This window comes from Streptococcus sanguinis (assembly GCA_013378335.1).
GTDB classification, from domain to species: domain Bacteria; phylum Bacillota; class Bacilli; order Lactobacillales; family Streptococcaceae; genus Streptococcus; species Streptococcus sanguinis_I.
This window is the reverse complement of sequence record CP040556.1, coordinates 1,535,335-1,552,535: the sequence shown is the minus strand read 5'-3', so window position 1 is coordinate 1,552,535 and position 17,201 is coordinate 1,535,335. Positions and strand designations below refer to the sequence as shown.

Below are 17,201 nucleotides of genomic sequence, written 5' to 3'. Positions count from 1 at the left end.
TTTAAGTTTCATAAAAGCTTAGACTGGTAGAATTTTATTATCTTCTCAGAAGGAGGATTTTGAAATCTTCCAAGAGCAGTAGGTCATTAGTTTACCTTTTATTAGGTCGGTTTAGCTTAAATCTGATAGCTTTCTTCCTAATCTTAAAAATAAACTAAAGATTATTCATCTTTTTTCTTGACATTTATAAACGACAAGTGTAGAATATACTTATAAACTACATTTGTAGAATGTTTTTGAAAATACTGCTTGGAAAGGAGAAGAAAACAAACTTCATCCAGACGCTTGTAGGATGCAGAGCGGAAGCTCTATTTCTTATAAAAGAACAAACTACATTTGTAGAATTAAAGGAGAATCCAAATGAAACAAAAGCAAATCCAAACAAACTTCCAACGAATCGAAACTAAGTATATTCTTGACCGAGCAATGCTAGCTCGTCTTGAAGCTGATATGAGACCTCACCTCACCGCAGATGATTATGCGACATCAACCATTTCCAATGTGTATTTTGATAATGATGAGTTCCAGATGATTCAGGATTCCATTGCTAGAAAAGGCGGTCGCGAAAAGATGCGGATGCGCACTTATGCTGAGCAGCCGAATGATGATAGTCAAGTTTTCTTGGAAATCAAGAAGAAACGCGATGAAGTAGGCTTCAAATACCGTTTGGTTTCTAATCCTCTCTCTGTGACTAACTATATTGTGAATGGTGTGGCAGACCATACTATTTCTGATGATCGGGTCAAGGCAGAAGTAGAACAGTTACAGGAGCGCTATCTAGACTTGAAGCCTAAAATGGTGATTAGCTATGACCGCTACTCTATGAGAGGCTTGGAAGATAAAAAGGTACGTGTGACAGTTGATTCCAACATCCGCTACCGAGATTATGATGTAGATTTAGCTTCAGGTCGCTATGGACTGCCCTTGCTGGAAGATGACAAGGTGATTATGGAAATCAAGGTTCCTGGTCAATATCCTCAGTGGCTGGCTGATATTCTCAATAAATATGGACTAGAAGACCAGTCTTTCTCAAAATACGGCAATGCCTACCTGAAAAATAAAGAAAGGCTGACTCAAATAGTCAAGGCCTAAGGGGGTAGTCTATGCTCGATCAGTTATTTAACAGCATTTACTCTTCCACGGAGGTCAAGATTAATCCTTTAGCATTGATTTTTTCACTAGCTACCAGTGTGGTTTTGGGAATTATCTTGGCCAAGGTCTATAAGCGCCAGACAATCTATACCAAGGAGTTTGTCATTACCCTCTCCCTTTTACCAGCTATTATTTCCATTATCATCTTCTTGGTTAATGGAAATCTGGGTACCAGTGTCGCCGTAGCAGGGACTTTCAGTTTGATTCGTTTCCGGTCGGCCGCTGGTGGCTCCAAGGAGCTCCTAGCCATCTTTATGGCGACGGCTATTGGGATTACAACAGGGATGGGATTTGAAGCATTGGCAATTTTCTTTACTCTAGCTATTTCAGGCATCTGGATGCTCTTTGAAAAGATGAGCTTTACTTCAGTCAGTCAGACTAGGCGTTATGTTCAGGTTCAGGTTCCAGCTGATTTTGACTACGAAGTACTCTTTGATGCTATCTTTGAAACGGCTTGTAAATCAGCCGAACTGATCTCTCTCAAGTCGGCTGAAAAGAAGTCTATCAAGCTGGACTATGTTGTTGACTTGAATCCAGACGTAAATGATAGAGATCTCATTCAGCAGTTTATGCGTTACGATAAGGTTCAGGACATTTCCCTATCCAAATCCGCTAAGAAGCGTAAAACATTATAAAGCACTAAAGATCAGCTGCAATATGCCAGCTGGTCTTTTTTTGTCTAGGTAGAAGAAGGAATTCATCTTACTTACAGAAAAATACTTGACACTCTTTTCTATATGTGGTATGATTATATAGATTTTGGACTTGAAGGGAGTGAAAAGAATGTCAAAAACAGTAGTACGCAAGAATGAATCACTTGATGATGCACTTCGTCGTTTCAAACGTGCGGTTACTAAAGCTGGTACTCTTCAAGAAACACGCAAACGTGAATTCTATGAAAAACCTTCTGTAAAACGCAAACGCAAATCAGAAGCAGCTCGTAAACGTAAAAAATTCTAATTGAACAAAAAAGCAGACTCCGGTCTGTTTTTTGTTTTGGCTCTTTGGAGAGAAGAGGATGACTATGAGCAATAAGGCAAGAAAAAAACACTGATTTTCATCAGTGACAGAACGTAGACAAACCCTATCGGTAATTAAAAAATTCCCTTATCAAGGTTAGTTATCATATAGTGAAAACTCTTAGGAATGCTGTTCTAATGCTAATTTTAAGAGTTTTTAATTTTCTCTAGTAAAAGAAAAAGATTGAAGAAAATCGTCCAAAATGGACTTTTTCTTCAATCTGACACTGATTTTCATCAGTGAATTCTCTTTATTTTTTCTCAGCCAACAAAGCTTTGATTTCTTGCAGGACTTCCAATTCAGTTGGAGCTGGTTCTTCTTCAACAACTTCTTCTTGTTTTTTACCCAAGCTTTGAGCTTTTTCTGCAGCTTTTACTATGAAGAAAAGAACAGTTCCGATTACAAGGAAGTTGATGACAGCGCTAAGGAAGCTACCATAAGCAACACCATTCCAAGATAATTCAGCAATCTTATCTACACCAGCAGCACTTAAGGCTGGGTTCAAAATAAGTGGTGTGATAATGTCATTTACCAATGAAGTAACAATTGCACCGAAAGCAGCACCGATAATAACAGCAACAGCTAGGTCAACTACATTCCCGCGCAGCAAGAATTCTTTAAGATCCTTTAACATTCTTTCTTTCCTTTCAAGAATTTATTAATGAGATTATATTATAGCTTATTTATATGACATCTACAAGATATTTGCTTGTCAAATATTTTACATTTGCTTCATTTTGTTATAAAATATAGAATGATATTCTATGATAAATTGGAGGTATTGTCTCTTGATTGATAAAGAAATCATTTCTGAAATTAAAAACAGCGTCAATATCGTCGATGTCATAGGAGAAACAGTGGCCTTGACTAAGGCTGGGCGGAATTTTCTGGGACTCTGTCCCTTTCATGGCGAAAAGACGCCCTCTTTTAACGTTGTAGAGGACAAGCAGTTTTATCACTGTTTTGGCTGCGGCAAGTCGGGCGATGTCTTCAAATTCATTGAGGATTATCGAGGCGTTTCCTTTATGGATGCTGTGCAGATTGTAGCAGAACGGGCAGGGATTCCTTTGGCTGTGGAGACGGCGGGAAATGACCGACCGAGACAAAGCCATCCGCATCAGGCGCTCTACGATATCCATACCGAGGCAGCGAAGTTTTATCATGCGGTCCTGATGACGACCAAGATGGGAGAGGAAGCGCGGGCTTATCTCTACCAGCGGGGACTGACAGATGATGTTCTTAAGCATTTTCAAATCGGGCTGGCTCCTAATGAGGGGAATTATCTTCATAAGAGTATGGCTGGCAAGTTTGATGAGAATACCATCATGAACTCAGGTCTCTTTAATCTGGCAGAGAATAATTTGGTCTATGATGCCTTTCAAAACCGAATTATGTTTCCCCTGACCAATGACAGCGGGCAGGTTGTGGCCTTTTCCGGACGGATTTGGCAGGCAGTGGCTACTGATGGCCATCAGGCCAAGTACAAAAACAGCCGCAGCACCGCTATTTTCAATAAAAGCTACGAGCTTTATCATCTGGATAAGGCCAAGCCGGTTATCAAGAAGAGCCATGAGGTCTATCTGATGGAAGGTTTCATGGATGTGATTGCGGCTTATCGGGCCGGAATTGAAAATGCGGTTGCCTCGATGGGGACAGCTCTGACGCCTGAGCATGTCCAGCACCTGAGTAAGTATTGCAAGAAGATAGTCCTGTCTTACGATGGAGATAGGGCAGGGCAGGCAGCGACTGCTAAGGCTTTGGATGAGTTGAGAGATATGACGGTGGAAATTGTTCGGATTCCGGATAATTTGGACCCCGATGAATTTCTCGCTAAAAATTCTGAGGAAGATTTGCAGCATTTGCTGAGAAAAACGCGAATAAGTAATGTGGAGTTTCTGCTGCATCATCTGAAACCAGATAATATTGAAAATCTGCAGGCTCAGATTGAGTTTGTAGAGAAGATGGCACCGATTATTGCCAAGACCAAGTCCATCACAGCTCAGAACTCCTATATTTACATGCTGGCTGAGCTGCTGCCGGACTTTGATTATCAGCAGGTGGAGCAGACAGTGAATAACAGCCGACTGGCTGAGCGCTCTAGTCGCAGTCAGGAGGCGCCGATTCAGCAGTCTCAACCAGTCGTCATGCAGTTTTCGCCCTCAAATCGGCTGAGTCGGCTGATGAGGGCGGAAAATCATATCTTCCACCGCATGGTGCATCATCCTTTGATTTTGAACCAATACAGGCTGAGAGAAGACTTTGCCTTTGACTCGGAAGAATTGCAGGCCTTGTATGAGATTTTGCTGGCAAATGGTGAGGTGACACCGCTGGATTTGTCCCAGCTGCCAGATCATGTCCAGCAGGCTTGGTACCGGGTCTTGGAAGAAGACTTGCCGGATGAGGTTTTGGAAGATGAGTTGAAAGAAGTGGAAGAAACCAGAGAGCGGGAGATTTTGCGCAAGCATAATCAGTTTATTAGTAAGAAGATTCGAGAAGCCTCTCACAGCGGAGATACGGATACAGCCCTGTCCGAGCTGGAGCGCTTGATTGAGCAAAAAAGAAGAATGGAGTAGGAATGGCTACAAAACAAAAAGAAGTAACAACATTAGACGTTCAAATTGCAGAATTTATCCGCAACCACAAGCAGACAGGTGTTGCGACAGATGATGAGATCAATGACCAACTGGTCATTCCCTTCACTTTGGACGCTGATGGGATTGAGGATTTGCTGCAGCGCATTCAGGATGCTGGTATCTCAATTACAGATAAGGAAGGAAATCCCAGCGCTCGTGTCTTAAATAACGAAGAGGAAGAAGCGGAGCTGACGGATGAAGAGCTCTTGGGCAGCAATTCAGCTAAGGTTAATGACCCAGTCCGCATGTATCTGAAAGAAATCGGGGTTGTGCCGCTTCTCAGCAATGAAGAAGAGCAGGAGCTGGCTATTTTGATAGAGCAAGGAGACTTGGAAGCCAAGCAGCGTCTGGCTGAGGCCAATCTTCGTCTGGTTGTTTCCATTGCCAAGCGCTATGTCGGCCGTGGTATGCAGTTTCTTGACTTGATCCAAGAAGGAAATATGGGGCTGATGAAGGCCGTTGATAAGTTCGACTACACCAAAGGATTTAAGTTTTCAACTTATGCGACTTGGTGGATTCGTCAGGCCATTACCCGTGCGATTGCTGACCAAGCTCGGACTATTCGGATTCCGGTCCACATGGTGGAAACTATTAACAAGTTGGTCCGTGAGCAACGCAATCTCTTGCAGGAATTGGGTCAAGACCCAACACCAGAGCAAATCGCTGAGCGCATGGATATGACGCCAGACAAGGTTCGTGAGATTCTCAAGATTGCCCAAGAGCCAGTTTCCTTGGAGACACCTATCGGTGAAGAAGATGACAGTCATCTGGGAGACTTTATCGAAGATGAAGTAATTGAAAATCCAGTCGACTACACAACCCGTGTTGTTCTTCGCGAGCAGCTGGATGAGGTTTTGGATACGCTGACAGACCGCGAGGAAAACGTCTTGCGTCTGCGCTTTGGTCTGGACGATGGAAAAATGCGGACACTGGAAGATGTCGGCAAGGTCTTCAATGTCACCCGCGAGCGGATTCGCCAGATTGAAGCCAAAGCCCTGCGTAAACTTCGCCATCCAAGCCGCAGCAAACCACTCAGAGACTTTATCGAAGATTAAGAATTGAAGAGCGCAACGAGGGGCAGAGCAGGAAGTGTCAAGTCGGCAATCCTAGCTGAAAAACAAAGCCTCCTCAAGCAACTTGAAATTTCTGCTATATCTATAAGGAGGATATTGCATGTCAGAACAAAAATACAGCCCTGAAGAAGTTGAAAAGATTAAAACACGTATTCTAGAGAGCTTGGAGCAGGTCATTGACCCAGAGCTAGGAATTGATATTGTCAATCTAGGCTTGATCTATGAAATCCGTTTTGACGAGACCAATGGGGAAACAGAAATCGATATGACCCTGACAACCATGGGATGCCCTCTGGCGGATCTTCTGACTGACCAGATCTATGATGCTATGTCAGATGTTCCAGAGGTTACCAAGACGGATGTTAAGTTGGTTTGGTACCCAGCTTGGACTGTGGAAAAGATGAGCCGTTATGCTCGAATTGCTTTGGGGATTCGCTAAGAACTGATAGTAAGCACTGGCCTGCTGCGTGCAGGCTTTTGCTTTTTTTAGCAGATTCTGTTATAATGTTCTATTGTCTTGGGGTCGTTACGGATTCGACAGGCATTATGAGGCACATTTTGCAACCCATCTAGCGGATGTAAAACGCCAGTTAAATATAACTGCAAAAAATAACAATTCTTACGCTGTAGCTGCCTAAAAACCAGCCAGCGTGACCCGATTCGGATTGCTTGTGTCTGATGACAGGTCTTATTATGAGCAAGCTACGGCAAAATCTGGTCTAGGGATTTTGCAAGAGATTGATAGACTCGCTTGACTTGGGCTTGAGCTATGTGTCAAAGTTAAGTTAAATCAATACATAGCCTATGGTTGTAGACAAATGTGTTAGCAGATGTTTGGACGTGGGTTCGACTCCCACCGGCTCCATTATTTTAAAGCCTTTCTAAAGCGTTGAGAAATCAGCGTTTTTTGCTTTTACGTTCTTCAGGGAATCTTGATTTCTGTCTGAAAAAGTAATACAATGATGTTAGTGATGACAAAGGAAATATTTGTATTTCTAGTTGGTCGATTTCATAAGTATTAAGGGAAGTTGGATATGAGTTTTTTTAAGAATCTTTTTGGTAAAAAGCAGGAGCAGGAGAAAGAAAAGGTGCAAGAGGCAGTGCTGGAGGTTCCTGCTGAGGATCCTTTTCCGAGTGAGTGGGGATCTTTCTCGACCTATATTGATGACAAGCTAGCTAGTATCCGTTTGAATCTAGCCTTGGCTGATGAGGCACCCTATCCTCTCTATGCCTATGCTATGAGGCTCAAGATATCGCTCCTCCAGTATGATGGGGAGACGGGTTTTCCATCTAGTGAAGAGTTTAAGGAGCTGAATGTGATTGAGGATCGGCTTTCTGAGGCTTTGGGCCAGGTCGGTGGTATTCATGTTGGTGTGATTACCACAGATGGAAATATTGAGTTTTACTACTATCTGCAAGATAAGAAAAGCCATCTGGATCCGATTGCAAACGTGATGCTCGACTTTCCAGACCGCCGCTATGACTCGGCGACCTTGGAAGATGAGGAGTGGGATCAGTACTTTGACTTTCTCTATCCTAATGAATACGAGTATCAGACCATTCTCAACCAGCGGGTCTGGTACCAGCTGGAGCAAGACGGCGATGACCATAGTCAGGAGCGCGAGATTGACCATTGGGCCTATTTTGCGTCTGAGGAAGACCGAGATGGTTTTCTAAAGGAAGTCGAAGAGTTGGGCTATAGCCTCGTATCTGCTGAAAAGATAGAAGATGCGGACAAACCTTATCAGCTGCATGTGATTCGTATGGATACGACGGAAATCTTTGATTTGAACCAGAATGTTTGGACTTTGGTCGAATTTGTGAAAAAATTTAACGGAAACTATGGCGGTTGGGGCTGTAATGTGGTATAATGGTTAAAGTTTTGGGAAAGCTGGGCTTTCTCTTTTGTGGAAGATTACTCAAGAGGCTTAAGAGGCTGTGTTGGAAACGCAGTAGGCGTGTAAAAGCGTGCGTGGGTTCGAATCCCATGTCTTCCGTTATAAGATGCAAGAAACGCTGTTTGGCGTTTTTTCTATTGCAAAAGGTTATGGAATATGGAAGAAAGGTGATTCTTTTTGAATATGAATATCTTTGGAAATGATTGAAAACAATTTCAGCAAAAAAATAAGTATTTTATTGTTCATTTTATTTAATAGTGTGGTAAAATGAGAGTAATAGAGTTTTAAAAGGATATAAATTAAAGGGAGAGTTATGTTTTTTAAGCGTCAAAAAGGTAAGTACCACGAAGTAGAGCGCGTGACTCGTTTTAAGCTGATTAAATCGGGCAAGCATTGGCTGCGTGCTGCGACATCACAGTTCGGCCTTTTTAGATCAATGAGAGGGGGAGGCCTTTCATCGATCGAGCTCAAGGTAACGGAAGAACAAGTTACCGATAAGAAGAGCGGCATAGACTTTTTGAGGGGCATTGTCGCCACGGGGGCTGTGCTGGGCGGAGCTATTGTAACAAACACAATCGTCCATGCGGAAGAAGATCAGGCTCTGGAAAAAGTCATTGACACGACAGACGTTTTAGCGACACGTGGTGAAACAGTTTTAGGAGAAGAAAGCAGTGCTGCTGAGGCAGCGACCGCAACGGCAAGCTCACATACTGAGTCAGAGTCTGTATCAGATACCTCCTCAGCCAGTGCCAGTGCTTCTGTCAGTGCATCCATCTCTGCCAGCATCTCAGCTTCAGAGTCAATGTCACAGTCTAGCTCTGCCTCTGTCAGTGCCAGCACATCTCAGTCAGTCTCAGAATCCTTAAGTGTTTCTGAGTCTCTTTCAGTGTCTTCAAGTACATCTGATTCAGTGAGTGCAAGCACTAGCGCGTCTGCTAGTGCATCAGAGTCAGTCTCAGCTAGTCAGACATCTACCACCTCTACATCAGAGAGTGCTAAATCCGAAAGCGGTCAGCAGTCAACAGAAGCTTCTAGCCAGACAGGGCGGAGAAGAACGCGTCGTGATGTAGCGAATGCTGTTGATACAGAAGCTCCCCAAGTGAAATCTGGGGATTATGTAGTATACCGTGGTGAATCCTTTGAATTTTATGTAGAAACCACTGATAATAGCGGTCAAGTTAATAGAGTTGTCATCCGAAATGTTGAAGGTGGTGCTAATAGTACTTTCCTTTCTCCTAATTGGGTAAAATATTCAACAGAGAATCTTGGTCAGCCTGGTAATGCTACTGTACAAAATCCTCTACTAACTAGAATGTTTGGTGAGGTTCCTACAGATACAGTTATTGGTTTTTATACTCGTTATATAGTTGCGTGGGACCCTTCAGGAAATGCCACTCCAATGGTAGATAATGCTAATCGGAATGGACTCGAAAGATTTATCCTTACTGTTAAAAGTCAAAATGAAAAGTACGATCCTGCTGATCCGTCTATAACTTATGTAAATGACGTTTCTAGATTATCTACAACTGAGAGAAATGCTGTAGCTGCCGCGGTAAGAGCAGCAAATCCTGAGATACCAGCTGCTGCTAGAATTACCGTCTCTCCAGATGGAACGGTTACCATTACTTATCCAGACTCATCTACAGATACTATCCCTGCGAATAGAGTAGTAAAAGATCTTGCATCAAGTCGTTCAGCTTTAACATCAGCTTCGACATCCGCATCGACGAGTGCTTCTGTGTCGGCAAGTACTTCAGCGTCAACGAGTGCGTCAGTATCCGCAAGTACGTCAGCTTCAGCTAGTGCTTCAGTATCTGCAAGTACGTCTGCGTCGACAAGTGCTTCAGTAAGTGCAAGCACCTCAGCTTCAACGAGTGCGTCAGTGTCTGCCAGCACGTCCGCGTCCACAAGTGCGTCAGTAAGCGCAAGTACGTCCGCGTCGACGAGTGCGTCGGTAAGCGCAAGTACCTCCGCGTCTACTAGTGCGTCAGTATCCGCAAGCACGTCCGCCTCAACTAGTGCATCCGTATCAGCCAGCACGTCGGCGTCGACCAGCGCGTCAGTATCTGCAAGCACTTCGGCTTCAACAAGCGCATCCGTAAGTGCAAGTACGTCGGCTTCAACGAGCGCGTCGGTAAGTGCAAGTACGTCCGCGTCGACTAGCGCATCCGTATCAGCCAGCACGTCAGCTTCAACAAGTGCGTCAGTTTCAGCAAGTACGTCTGCATCGACTAGCGCATCCGTATCTGCAAGTACATCGGCTTCAACGAGCGCGTCTGTGTCAGCAAGCACGTCAGCTTCAACGAGTGCGTCAGTATCCGCAAGCACATCTGCCTCAACGAGCGCATCTGTATCAGCCAGCACGTCCGCGTCGACTAGTGCGTCAGTAAGCGCAAGTACCTCAGCCTCAACCAGTGCATCGGTAAGTGCAAGTACGTCTGCCTCAACCAGTGCATCTGTAAGCGCAAGTACGTCTGCATCGACTAGCGCATCCGTATCTGCAAGTACCTCGGCTTCAATGAGTGCATCTGTATCAGCCAGCACGTCAGCGTCGACTAGCGCATCTACAAGTGCAAGTACCTCGGCTTCAACGAGTGCATCGGTAAGTGCAAGTACGTCAGCCTCAACGAGTGCGTCTGTTTCCGCAAGTACGTCCGCATCAACGAGTGCGTCAGTATCCGCAAGCACATCCGCATCGACTAGCGCATCAGTATCCGCAAGTACGTCTGCCTCAACGAGTGCGTCTGTCTCAGCCAGCACGTCAGCGTCGACTAGCGCATCAGTGAGCGCAAGCACGTCCGCATCGACGAGCGCTTCAGTATCAGCCAGCACGTCAGCGTCGACTAGTGCCTCTGTCTCAGCAAGCACGTCCGCCTCAACGAGCGCGTCAGTATCCGCAAGCACGTCCGCCTCAACGAGCGCATCAGTAAGTGCAAGCACCTCAGCTTCAACGAGTGCATCCGTAAGTGCAAGCACCTCAGCATCGACGAGTGCGTCAGTAAGCGCAAGTACATCCGCATCGACGAGTGCATCCGTAAGTGCAAGTACGTCCGCGTCCACCAGCGCATCAGTATCCGCAAGCACGTCCGCGTCTACGAGTGCGTCAGTAAGCGCAAGTACCTCAGCCTCAACCAGTGCATCAGTATCTGCGAGCGAATCCGCCTCAACCAGTGCGTCCGTATCTGCAAGTACGTCCGCGTCCACAAGTGCGTCGGTAAGTGCAAGTACCTCAGCATCGACGAGTGCGTCCGTATCTGCAAGTACGTCGGCATCGACCAGCGCTTCAGTATCCGCAAGTACATCGGCCTCAACGAGTGCATCTGTATCAGCCAGCACGTCTGCGTCCACCAGTGCGTCTGTGTCAGCAAGCACGTCCGCGTCCACAAGTGCGTCAGTAAGTGCAAGCACGTCTGCGTCAACGAGTGCATCAGTAAGTGCAAGCACGTCCGCGTCGACGAGCGCTTCAGTATCAGCCAGCACGTCAGCTTCAACGAGTGCGTCAATATCAGCCAGCACGTCGGCTTCAACGAGTGCATCAGTATCCGCAAGCGAATCCGCCTCAACGAGTGCATCTGTATCAGCCAGCACGTCCGCGTCGACTAGCGCATCAGTATCCGCAAGCACGTCTGCATCGACGAGTGCGTCTGTCTCTGCAAGTACCTCAGCATCGACGAGTGCGTCCGTAAGCGCAAGTACGTCAGCATCAACGAGCGCGTCAGTAAGTGCAAGTACCTCAGCGTCTACTAGTGCGTCTGTGTCAGCAAGCACGTCAGCATCGACGAGTGCGTCGGTAAGTGCAAGTACGTCTGCTTCAACGAGCGCGTCGGTAAGTGCAAGTACGTCCGCGTCCACAAGTGCGTCAGTAAGCGCAAGTACGTCCGCGTCGACGAGTGCGTCGGTAAGCGCAAGTACCTCCGCGTCTACTAGTGCGTCAGTATCCGCAAGCACGTCCGCCTCAACTAGTGCATCCGTAAGTGCAAGTACGTCTGCATCGACGAGTGCGTCAGTTTCTGCAAGTACGTCTGCCTCAACCAGCGCGTCAGTGTCAGCAAGCACGTCCGCTTCCACAAGTGCATCAGTTTCAGCAAGTACGTCGGCTTCAACGAGCGCGTCTGTAAGTGCAAGTACGTCCGCGTCCACAAGTGCATCTGTTTCTGCAAGTACCTCCGCGTCCACCAGCGCGTCAGTATCCGCAAGTACGTCTGCTTCAACGAGTGCGTCCGTAAGTGCAAGCACATCTGCTTCAACGAGCGCGTCCGTAAGTGCAAGTACATCGGCTTCAACGAGCGCGTCAGTATCTGCAAGCACTTCGGCTTCAACAAGCGCATCCGTAAGTGCAAGTACGTCGGCTTCAACGAGCGCGTCGGTAAGTGCAAGTACGTCCGCGTCGACGAGCGCTTCAGTATCAGCCAGCACGTCAGCTTCAACGAGTGCGTCCGTATCTGCCAGCACGTCAGCTTCCACGAGCGCATCGGTAAGTGCAAGTACATCGGCTTCAACGAGCGCGTCGGTAAGTGCAAGTACATCGGCTTCAACGAGCGCGTCAGTATCTGCAAGCACTTCGGCTTCAACAAGCGCATCCGTAAGTGCAAGTACGTCGGCTTCAACGAGCGCGTCGGTAAGTGCAAGTACGTCCGCGTCGACGAGCGCTTCAGTATCAGCCAGCACGTCAGCTTCAACGAGTGCGTCCGTATCTGCCAGCACGTCAGCTTCCACGAGCGCATCGGTAAGTGCAAGTACATCGGCTTCAACGAGCGCGTCGGTAAGTGCAAGTACATCGGCTTCAACGAGTGCATCTGTATCTGCAAGTACGTCTGCATCGACCAGCGCATCCGTAAGTGCAAGTACGTCTGCCTCAACGAGTGCGTCCGTAAGTGCGAGCGAGTCAGCTTCAACGAGTGCCTCTGTCTCAGCAAGCACGTCGGCCTCAACAAGTGCATCCGTAAGTGCAAGCACGTCGGCCTCAACAAGTGCGTCCGTAAGTGCAAGTACGTCTGCTTCAACGAGCGCGTCAGTGTCTGCCAGCACGTCAGCGTCGACGAGTGCATCCGTATCAGCAAGCACGTCCGCCTCAACGAGCGCGTCAGTATCTGCCAGCACATCGGCGTCTACCAGCGCGTCAGTATCTGCCAGCACGTCCGCATCGACGAGTGCCTCAGTATCAGCAAGTACCTCAGCCTCAACGAGTGCCTCTGTATCTGCAAGTACGTCTGCTTCAACGAGTGCATCAGTTTCAGCAAGCACCTCGGCGTCTACTAGTGCGTCAGTGTCAGCCAGCACGTCCGCATCGACGAGTGCCTCAGTATCAGCAAGTACCTCCGCCTCAACGAGTGCGTCTGTAAGCGCAAGTGCGTCGGCCTCAACGAGTGCGTCAGTAAGTGCAAGTACATCTGCCTCAACGAGTGCATCATTAAGTGCAAGTACCTCAGCTTCAACGAGTGCATCTGTCTCAGCAAGTACATCCGCCTCAACGAGTGCGTCAGTAAGTGCAAGTACATCTGCCTCAACGAGTGCATCATTAAGTGCAAGTACATCAGCCTCAACGAGCGCATCCGTAAGTGCAAGTACCTCCGCCTCAACGAGCGCATCCGTAAGTGCAAGTGAATCCGCGTCCACAAGTGCATCAGTATCTGCAAGTACATCCGCCTCAACAAGTGCGTCAGTTTCAGCAAGTATCTCAGCTTCAACGAGTGCGTCAGTAAGCGCAAGTACGTCAGCCTCAACGAGTGCATCAGTTTCCGCAAGTACGTCAGCTTCAACGAGTGCATCAGTAAGTGCAAGTACCTCAGCATCGACGAGTGCCTCTGTATCAGCAAGTACGTCAGCCTCAACCAGCGCGTCCGTAAGTGCAAGCACGTCCGCATCGACGAGTGCGTCTGTGTCAGCAAGTACGTCTGCTTCAACGAGTGCGTCTGTAAGTGCAAGCACCTCAGCATCAACGAGTGCATCCGTAAGCGCCAGCACGTCAGCGTTGACTAGTGCCTCTGTCTCAGCAAGCACGTCTGCATCAACCAGCGCATCTGTAAGTGCAAGTACGTCAGCCTCAACGAGTGCGTCAGTATCCGCAAGCACATCCGCGTCGACGAGTGCGTCAGTGTCTGCCAGCACGTCAGCGTCGACGAGTGCATCCGTATCAGCAAGCACGTCCGCCTCAACGAGCGCGTCAGTATCTGCCAGCACATCGGCGTCTACCAGCGCGTCAGTATCTGCCAGCACGTCCGCTTCAACGAGTGCGTCTGTAAGTGCAAGTACCTCAGCGTCTACAAGTGCGTCAATTTCAGCAAGCACCTCCGCTTCGACGAGTGCATCCGTAAGTGCAAGCACATCAGCATCGACCAGTGCGTCCGTAAGTGCAAGTACCTCAGCTTCCACGAGCGCGTCAGTGTCCGCAAGCACGTCCGCATCCACAAGCGCGTCCGTAAGTGCAAGTACATCCGCCTCAACGAGCGCATCCGTAAGTGCAAGTGAATCCGCGTCCACGAGCGCATCTGTATCTGCAAGTACGTCTGCCTCAACCAGCGCATCTGTATCCGCAAGCACGTCCGCCTCAACAAGTGCATCTGTATCAGCAAGTACGTCCGCCTCAACAAGCGCATCAGTTTCCGCAAGCACTTCAGCGTCGACGAGTGCGTCTGTAAGCGCAAGTACTTCAGCATCGACAAGTGCGTCAGTTTCCGCAAGCACTTCAGCGTCTACGAGTGCGTCAGTGAGTGCAAGTACTTCAGCCTCCACGAGTGCGTCCGTAAGCGCAAGTACCTCAGCATCAACGAGTGCATCAGTAAGTGCAAGTACCTCAGCATCGACGAGTGCCTCTGTATCAGCAAGTACGTCAGCCTCAACCAGCGCGTCCGTAAGTGCAAGCACGTCCGCATCGACGAGTGCGTCTGTGTCAGCAAGTACGTCTGCTTCAACGAGTGCGTCTGTAAGTGCAAGCACCTCAGCATCAACGAGTGCATCCGTAAGTGCCAGCACATCCGCGTCGACTAGTGCATCTGTATCTGCAAGCACGTCGGCCTCAACGAGTGCGTCGGTAAGTGCAAGTGAATCAGCGTCCACAAGTGCATCGGTAAGTGCAAGCGAGTCCGCTTCAACCAGTGCATCAGTAAGTGCAAGTGAATCAGCTTCAACGAGTGCATCCGTATCTGCAAGTACGTCGGCGTCCACGAGCGCATCCGTAAGTGCAAGTACGTCTGCATCGACGAGTGCATCTGTTTCTGCAAGTACGTCAGCATCGACGAGTGCGTCAGTGAGTGCAAGCACCTCAGCGTCCACGAGCGCATCTGTATCTGCAAGTACGTCTGCCTCAACCAGCGCATCTGTATCCGCAAGCACGTCCGCCTCAACGAGTGCGTCAGTAAGTGCAAGTACGTCTGCGTCCACGAGTGCATCTGTTTCTGCAAGTACGTCAGCATCGACGAGTGCGTCAGTGAGTGCAAGCACCTCAGCGTCCACGAGCGCTTCAGTATCTGCAAGTACGTCCGCGTCCACGAGCGCGTCAGTAAGCGCAAGCACCTCGGCTTCAACGAGCGCATCCGTATCTGCAAGCACGTCTGCGTCAACCAGCGCATCTGTAAGTGCAAGTGAATCAGCGTCGACAAGTGCGTCAGTATCTGCAAGTACGTCAGCTTCGATGAGTGCCTCTGTATCCGCCAGCACGTCCGCATCTACAAGTGCAAGTACCTCAGCCTCAACGAGTGCGTCTGTGTCAGCAAGCACGTCCGCGTCGACTAGCGCGTCAGTAAGTGCGAGCGAATCGGCTTCGACAAGTGCGTCAGTAAGTGCAAGCACGTCCGCCTCAACCAGCGCATCAGTAAGTGCCAGCACGTCCGCATCGACGAGTGCCTCAGTATCAGCGAGCACGTCCGCATCGACAAGTGCGTCCGTATCTGCAAGTACATCAGCCTCAACGAGCGCATCCGTAAGTGCAAGTACCTCAGCCTCAACGAGCGCATCCGTAAGTGCAAGTGAATCCGCGTCCACAAGTGCATCAGTATCTGCAAGCACGTCCGCCTCGACGAGTGCATCGGTAAGTGCAAGTACGTCCGCTTCAACCAGTGCCTCTGTATCCGCAAGTACCTCAGCGTCGACGAGTGCGTCAGTATCCGCAAGTACGTTGGCATCAACGAGCGCATCTGTAAGTGCAAGTACCTCAGCATCGACGAGTGCGTCAGTATCTGCAAGTACGTCGGCATCGACCAGCGCGTCAGTATCCGCAAGTACGTCCGCATCGACTAGCGCATCAGTAAGTGCAAGTACCTCAGCATCAACGAGTGCATCAGTAAGTGCAAGTACCTCAGCATCGACGAGTGCCTCTGTATCAGCAAGTACGTCAGCCTCAACCAGCGCGTCCGTAAGTGCAAGCACGTCCGCATCGACGAGTGCGTCTGTGTCAGCAAGTACGTCTGCTTCAACGAGTGCGTCTGTAAGTGCAAGCACCTCAGCATCAACGAGTGCATCCGTAAGTGCCAGCACATCCGCGTCGACTAGTGCATCTGTATCTGCAAGCACGTCGGCCTCAACGAGTGCGTCGGTAAGTGCAAGTACCTCAGCCTCAACGAGCGCATCTGTTTCTGCAAGTACGTCTGCCTCAACGAGTGCGTCTGTAAGCGCAAGTACTTCTGCATCAATCAGCGAATCCAATTCAGTGCAGGCGTCTGCCTTAGCGATGGCAAGTGTATCTGCTTCACTAAGTGCGTCCGTAAGTGCAAGCACATCCGCATCGACGAGTGCATCAGTAAGTGCAAGCACGTCGGCTAGTCTGTCTGGTTCAGAAAGTGCTTCTATCAGTGATTCGCAGTCAATCAGCGAGTCAATGTCACTGTCAGCAGCAGTCAGTCTCAGCGAGCTTGCCCGTGTCAGCCAGTCTGTATCGGAAAGCTTGTCTACTAGCCTGTCAGCTAGTCAGAGCATATCTGAAAGTCTGTCAGCTTCAGCAAGACAGTCTGAGTTGGATATGATTTCCAGAGGTCGTTTGCCTCAGACAGGGGAAACGGAGAGCAAGGCTTCCATCCTGGCTCTGGGCATAGGAGCCTTGGGCTTGGCCTTCAAGCGACGTAAAAAGAAAAGCGACTCCGAGGAGTAGCAGTAAATAGAGCCGATTTGTTTATCTTATAGTCAGCCAAAAGCTCACTCAGTTAGTGAGTTATGGAAGTGATGAATAGCGCAAACCATGAAGGAAATCATGTCATGATTTCTAGCCCTTGCTTGCTAAAATATCATCTGAAAGACTGGTGAAAATAAACGAACAGGCAATAGAAACAGGAAGTTTTGACAACTTCCTGTTTTTTTGACAATTTAGTAGAAAAAAGTCTTCTTTATTGTGCAGGAAAGTCCCTGAGAATATAGATTTTTTGGACAATATTTTATATAATATCAAGTATAGAAATGATGTTTTAGAGTTTATGAAATGAAAGAGTAAGGGAAGA

The 17,201-nt window shown here is 48.2% G+C and carries 9 protein-coding genes, 1 tRNA gene and 1 other RNA gene; 10 read left to right on the top strand and 1 reads right to left on the bottom strand.

Translation table 11 applies throughout. The features are described 5' to 3' along the window. The first annotated feature begins 360 nt into the window (after positions 1 to 360). The 3 genes from FFV08_07975 (at position 361) to FFV08_07965 (ending at position 2,112) form a co-directional block, all read left to right on the top strand. On the top strand, positions 361 to 1,092 hold the full coding sequence (locus FFV08_07975; protein QLB52541.1) for a polyphosphate polymerase domain-containing protein: 732 nt from the start codon (positions 361 to 363) through the stop codon (positions 1,090 to 1,092). A gap of 11 nt (positions 1,093 to 1,103) precedes the next feature. Next, positions 1,104 to 1,787, top strand: a complete 684-nt coding sequence (locus FFV08_07970; GenBank protein ID QLB52540.1) for a DUF4956 domain-containing protein — start codon at positions 1,104 to 1,106, stop codon at positions 1,785 to 1,787. Positions 1,788 to 1,935: 148 nt separating this feature from the next. Further along, a complete protein-coding gene (locus tag FFV08_07965; protein ID QLB52539.1) occupies positions 1,936 to 2,112 on the top strand; it encodes a 30S ribosomal protein S21 in 177 nt (58 codons plus the stop codon). Between the two features lie 310 nt (positions 2,113 to 2,422). Here the strand turns inward: FFV08_07965 and mscL are convergent, their stop codons facing one another. Beyond that, positions 2,423 to 2,806 (bottom strand): large conductance mechanosensitive channel protein MscL, encoded by a 384-nt coding sequence (gene mscL / locus FFV08_07960; protein ID QLB52538.1) that lies wholly within the window; start codon positions 2,804 to 2,806, stop codon positions 2,423 to 2,425. Positions 2,807 to 2,936: 130 nt separating this feature from the next. Here mscL and dnaG point away from each other — a divergent pair, with 130 nt between their 5' ends. The 7 genes from dnaG to FFV08_07925 all read left to right on the top strand — a co-directional run bounded on the left by dnaG (position 2,937) and on the right by FFV08_07925 (position 16,858). Then, entirely contained in the window at positions 2,937 to 4,745 is a 1,809-nt protein-coding gene (gene dnaG, locus FFV08_07955) for a DNA primase (GenBank protein ID QLB52537.1), read from the top strand. A gap of 2 nt (positions 4,746 to 4,747) precedes the next feature. After that, positions 4,748 to 5,860: an RNA polymerase sigma factor RpoD gene (rpoD, locus tag FFV08_07950; GenBank protein ID QLB52536.1), complete on the top strand. Its 1,113-nt coding sequence runs from the start codon at positions 4,748 to 4,750 to the stop codon at positions 5,858 to 5,860. A 118-nt stretch (positions 5,861 to 5,978) separates the two neighbouring features. Next, positions 5,979 to 6,317 carry a metal-sulfur cluster assembly factor gene (locus FFV08_07945; protein QLB52535.1) on the top strand — a complete coding sequence of 113 codons (339 nt, stop codon included), beginning with the start codon at positions 5,979 to 5,981 and terminating at the stop codon, positions 6,315 to 6,317. Positions 6,318 to 6,397: 80 nt separating this feature from the next. Further along, positions 6,398 to 6,746: a transfer-messenger RNA gene (ssrA, locus tag FFV08_07940) on the top strand. Between the two features lie 166 nt (positions 6,747 to 6,912). Next, positions 6,913 to 7,749 (top strand): DUF695 domain-containing protein, encoded by an 837-nt coding sequence (locus tag FFV08_07935; protein QLB52534.1) that lies wholly within the window; start codon positions 6,913 to 6,915, stop codon positions 7,747 to 7,749. 38 nt (positions 7,750 to 7,787) lie between these two features. Further along, positions 7,788 to 7,875 (top strand) — tRNA-Ser (locus FFV08_07930). Between the two features lie 214 nt (positions 7,876 to 8,089). Next, entirely contained in the window at positions 8,090 to 16,858 is an 8,769-nt protein-coding gene (locus FFV08_07925; protein ID QLB53289.1) for an accessory Sec-dependent serine-rich glycoprotein adhesin, read from the top strand. Positions 16,859 to 17,201 lie beyond the last annotated feature (343 nt).

What these genes read in the sequence shown, in the direction of transcription:
- FFV08_07975 (QLB52541.1), top strand. Translation starts at nt 361, where the DNA reads ATGAAACAAAAGCAAATCCAAACAAACTTCCAACGAATCGAAACTAAG.
- FFV08_07970 (QLB52540.1), top strand. Translation starts at nt 1,104, where the DNA reads ATGCTCGATCAGTTATTTAACAGCATTTACTCTTCCACGGAGGTCAAG.
- FFV08_07965 (QLB52539.1), top strand. Translation starts at nt 1,936, where the DNA reads ATGTCAAAAACAGTAGTACGCAAGAATGAATCACTTGATGATGCACTT.
- mscL (QLB52538.1), bottom strand. Translation starts at nt 2,806, where the DNA reads ATGTTAAAGGATCTTAAAGAATTCTTGCTGCGCGGGAATGTAGTTGAC.
- dnaG (QLB52537.1), top strand. Translation starts at nt 2,937, where the DNA reads ATGATAAATTGGAGGTATTGTCTCTTGATTGATAAAGAAATCATTTCT.
- rpoD (QLB52536.1), top strand. Translation starts at nt 4,748, where the DNA reads ATGGCTACAAAACAAAAAGAAGTAACAACATTAGACGTTCAAATTGCA.
- FFV08_07945 (QLB52535.1), top strand. Translation starts at nt 5,979, where the DNA reads ATGTCAGAACAAAAATACAGCCCTGAAGAAGTTGAAAAGATTAAAACA.
- FFV08_07935 (QLB52534.1), top strand. Translation starts at nt 6,913, where the DNA reads ATGAGTTTTTTTAAGAATCTTTTTGGTAAAAAGCAGGAGCAGGAGAAA.
- FFV08_07925 (QLB53289.1), top strand. Translation starts at nt 8,090, where the DNA reads ATGTTTTTTAAGCGTCAAAAAGGTAAGTACCACGAAGTAGAGCGCGTG.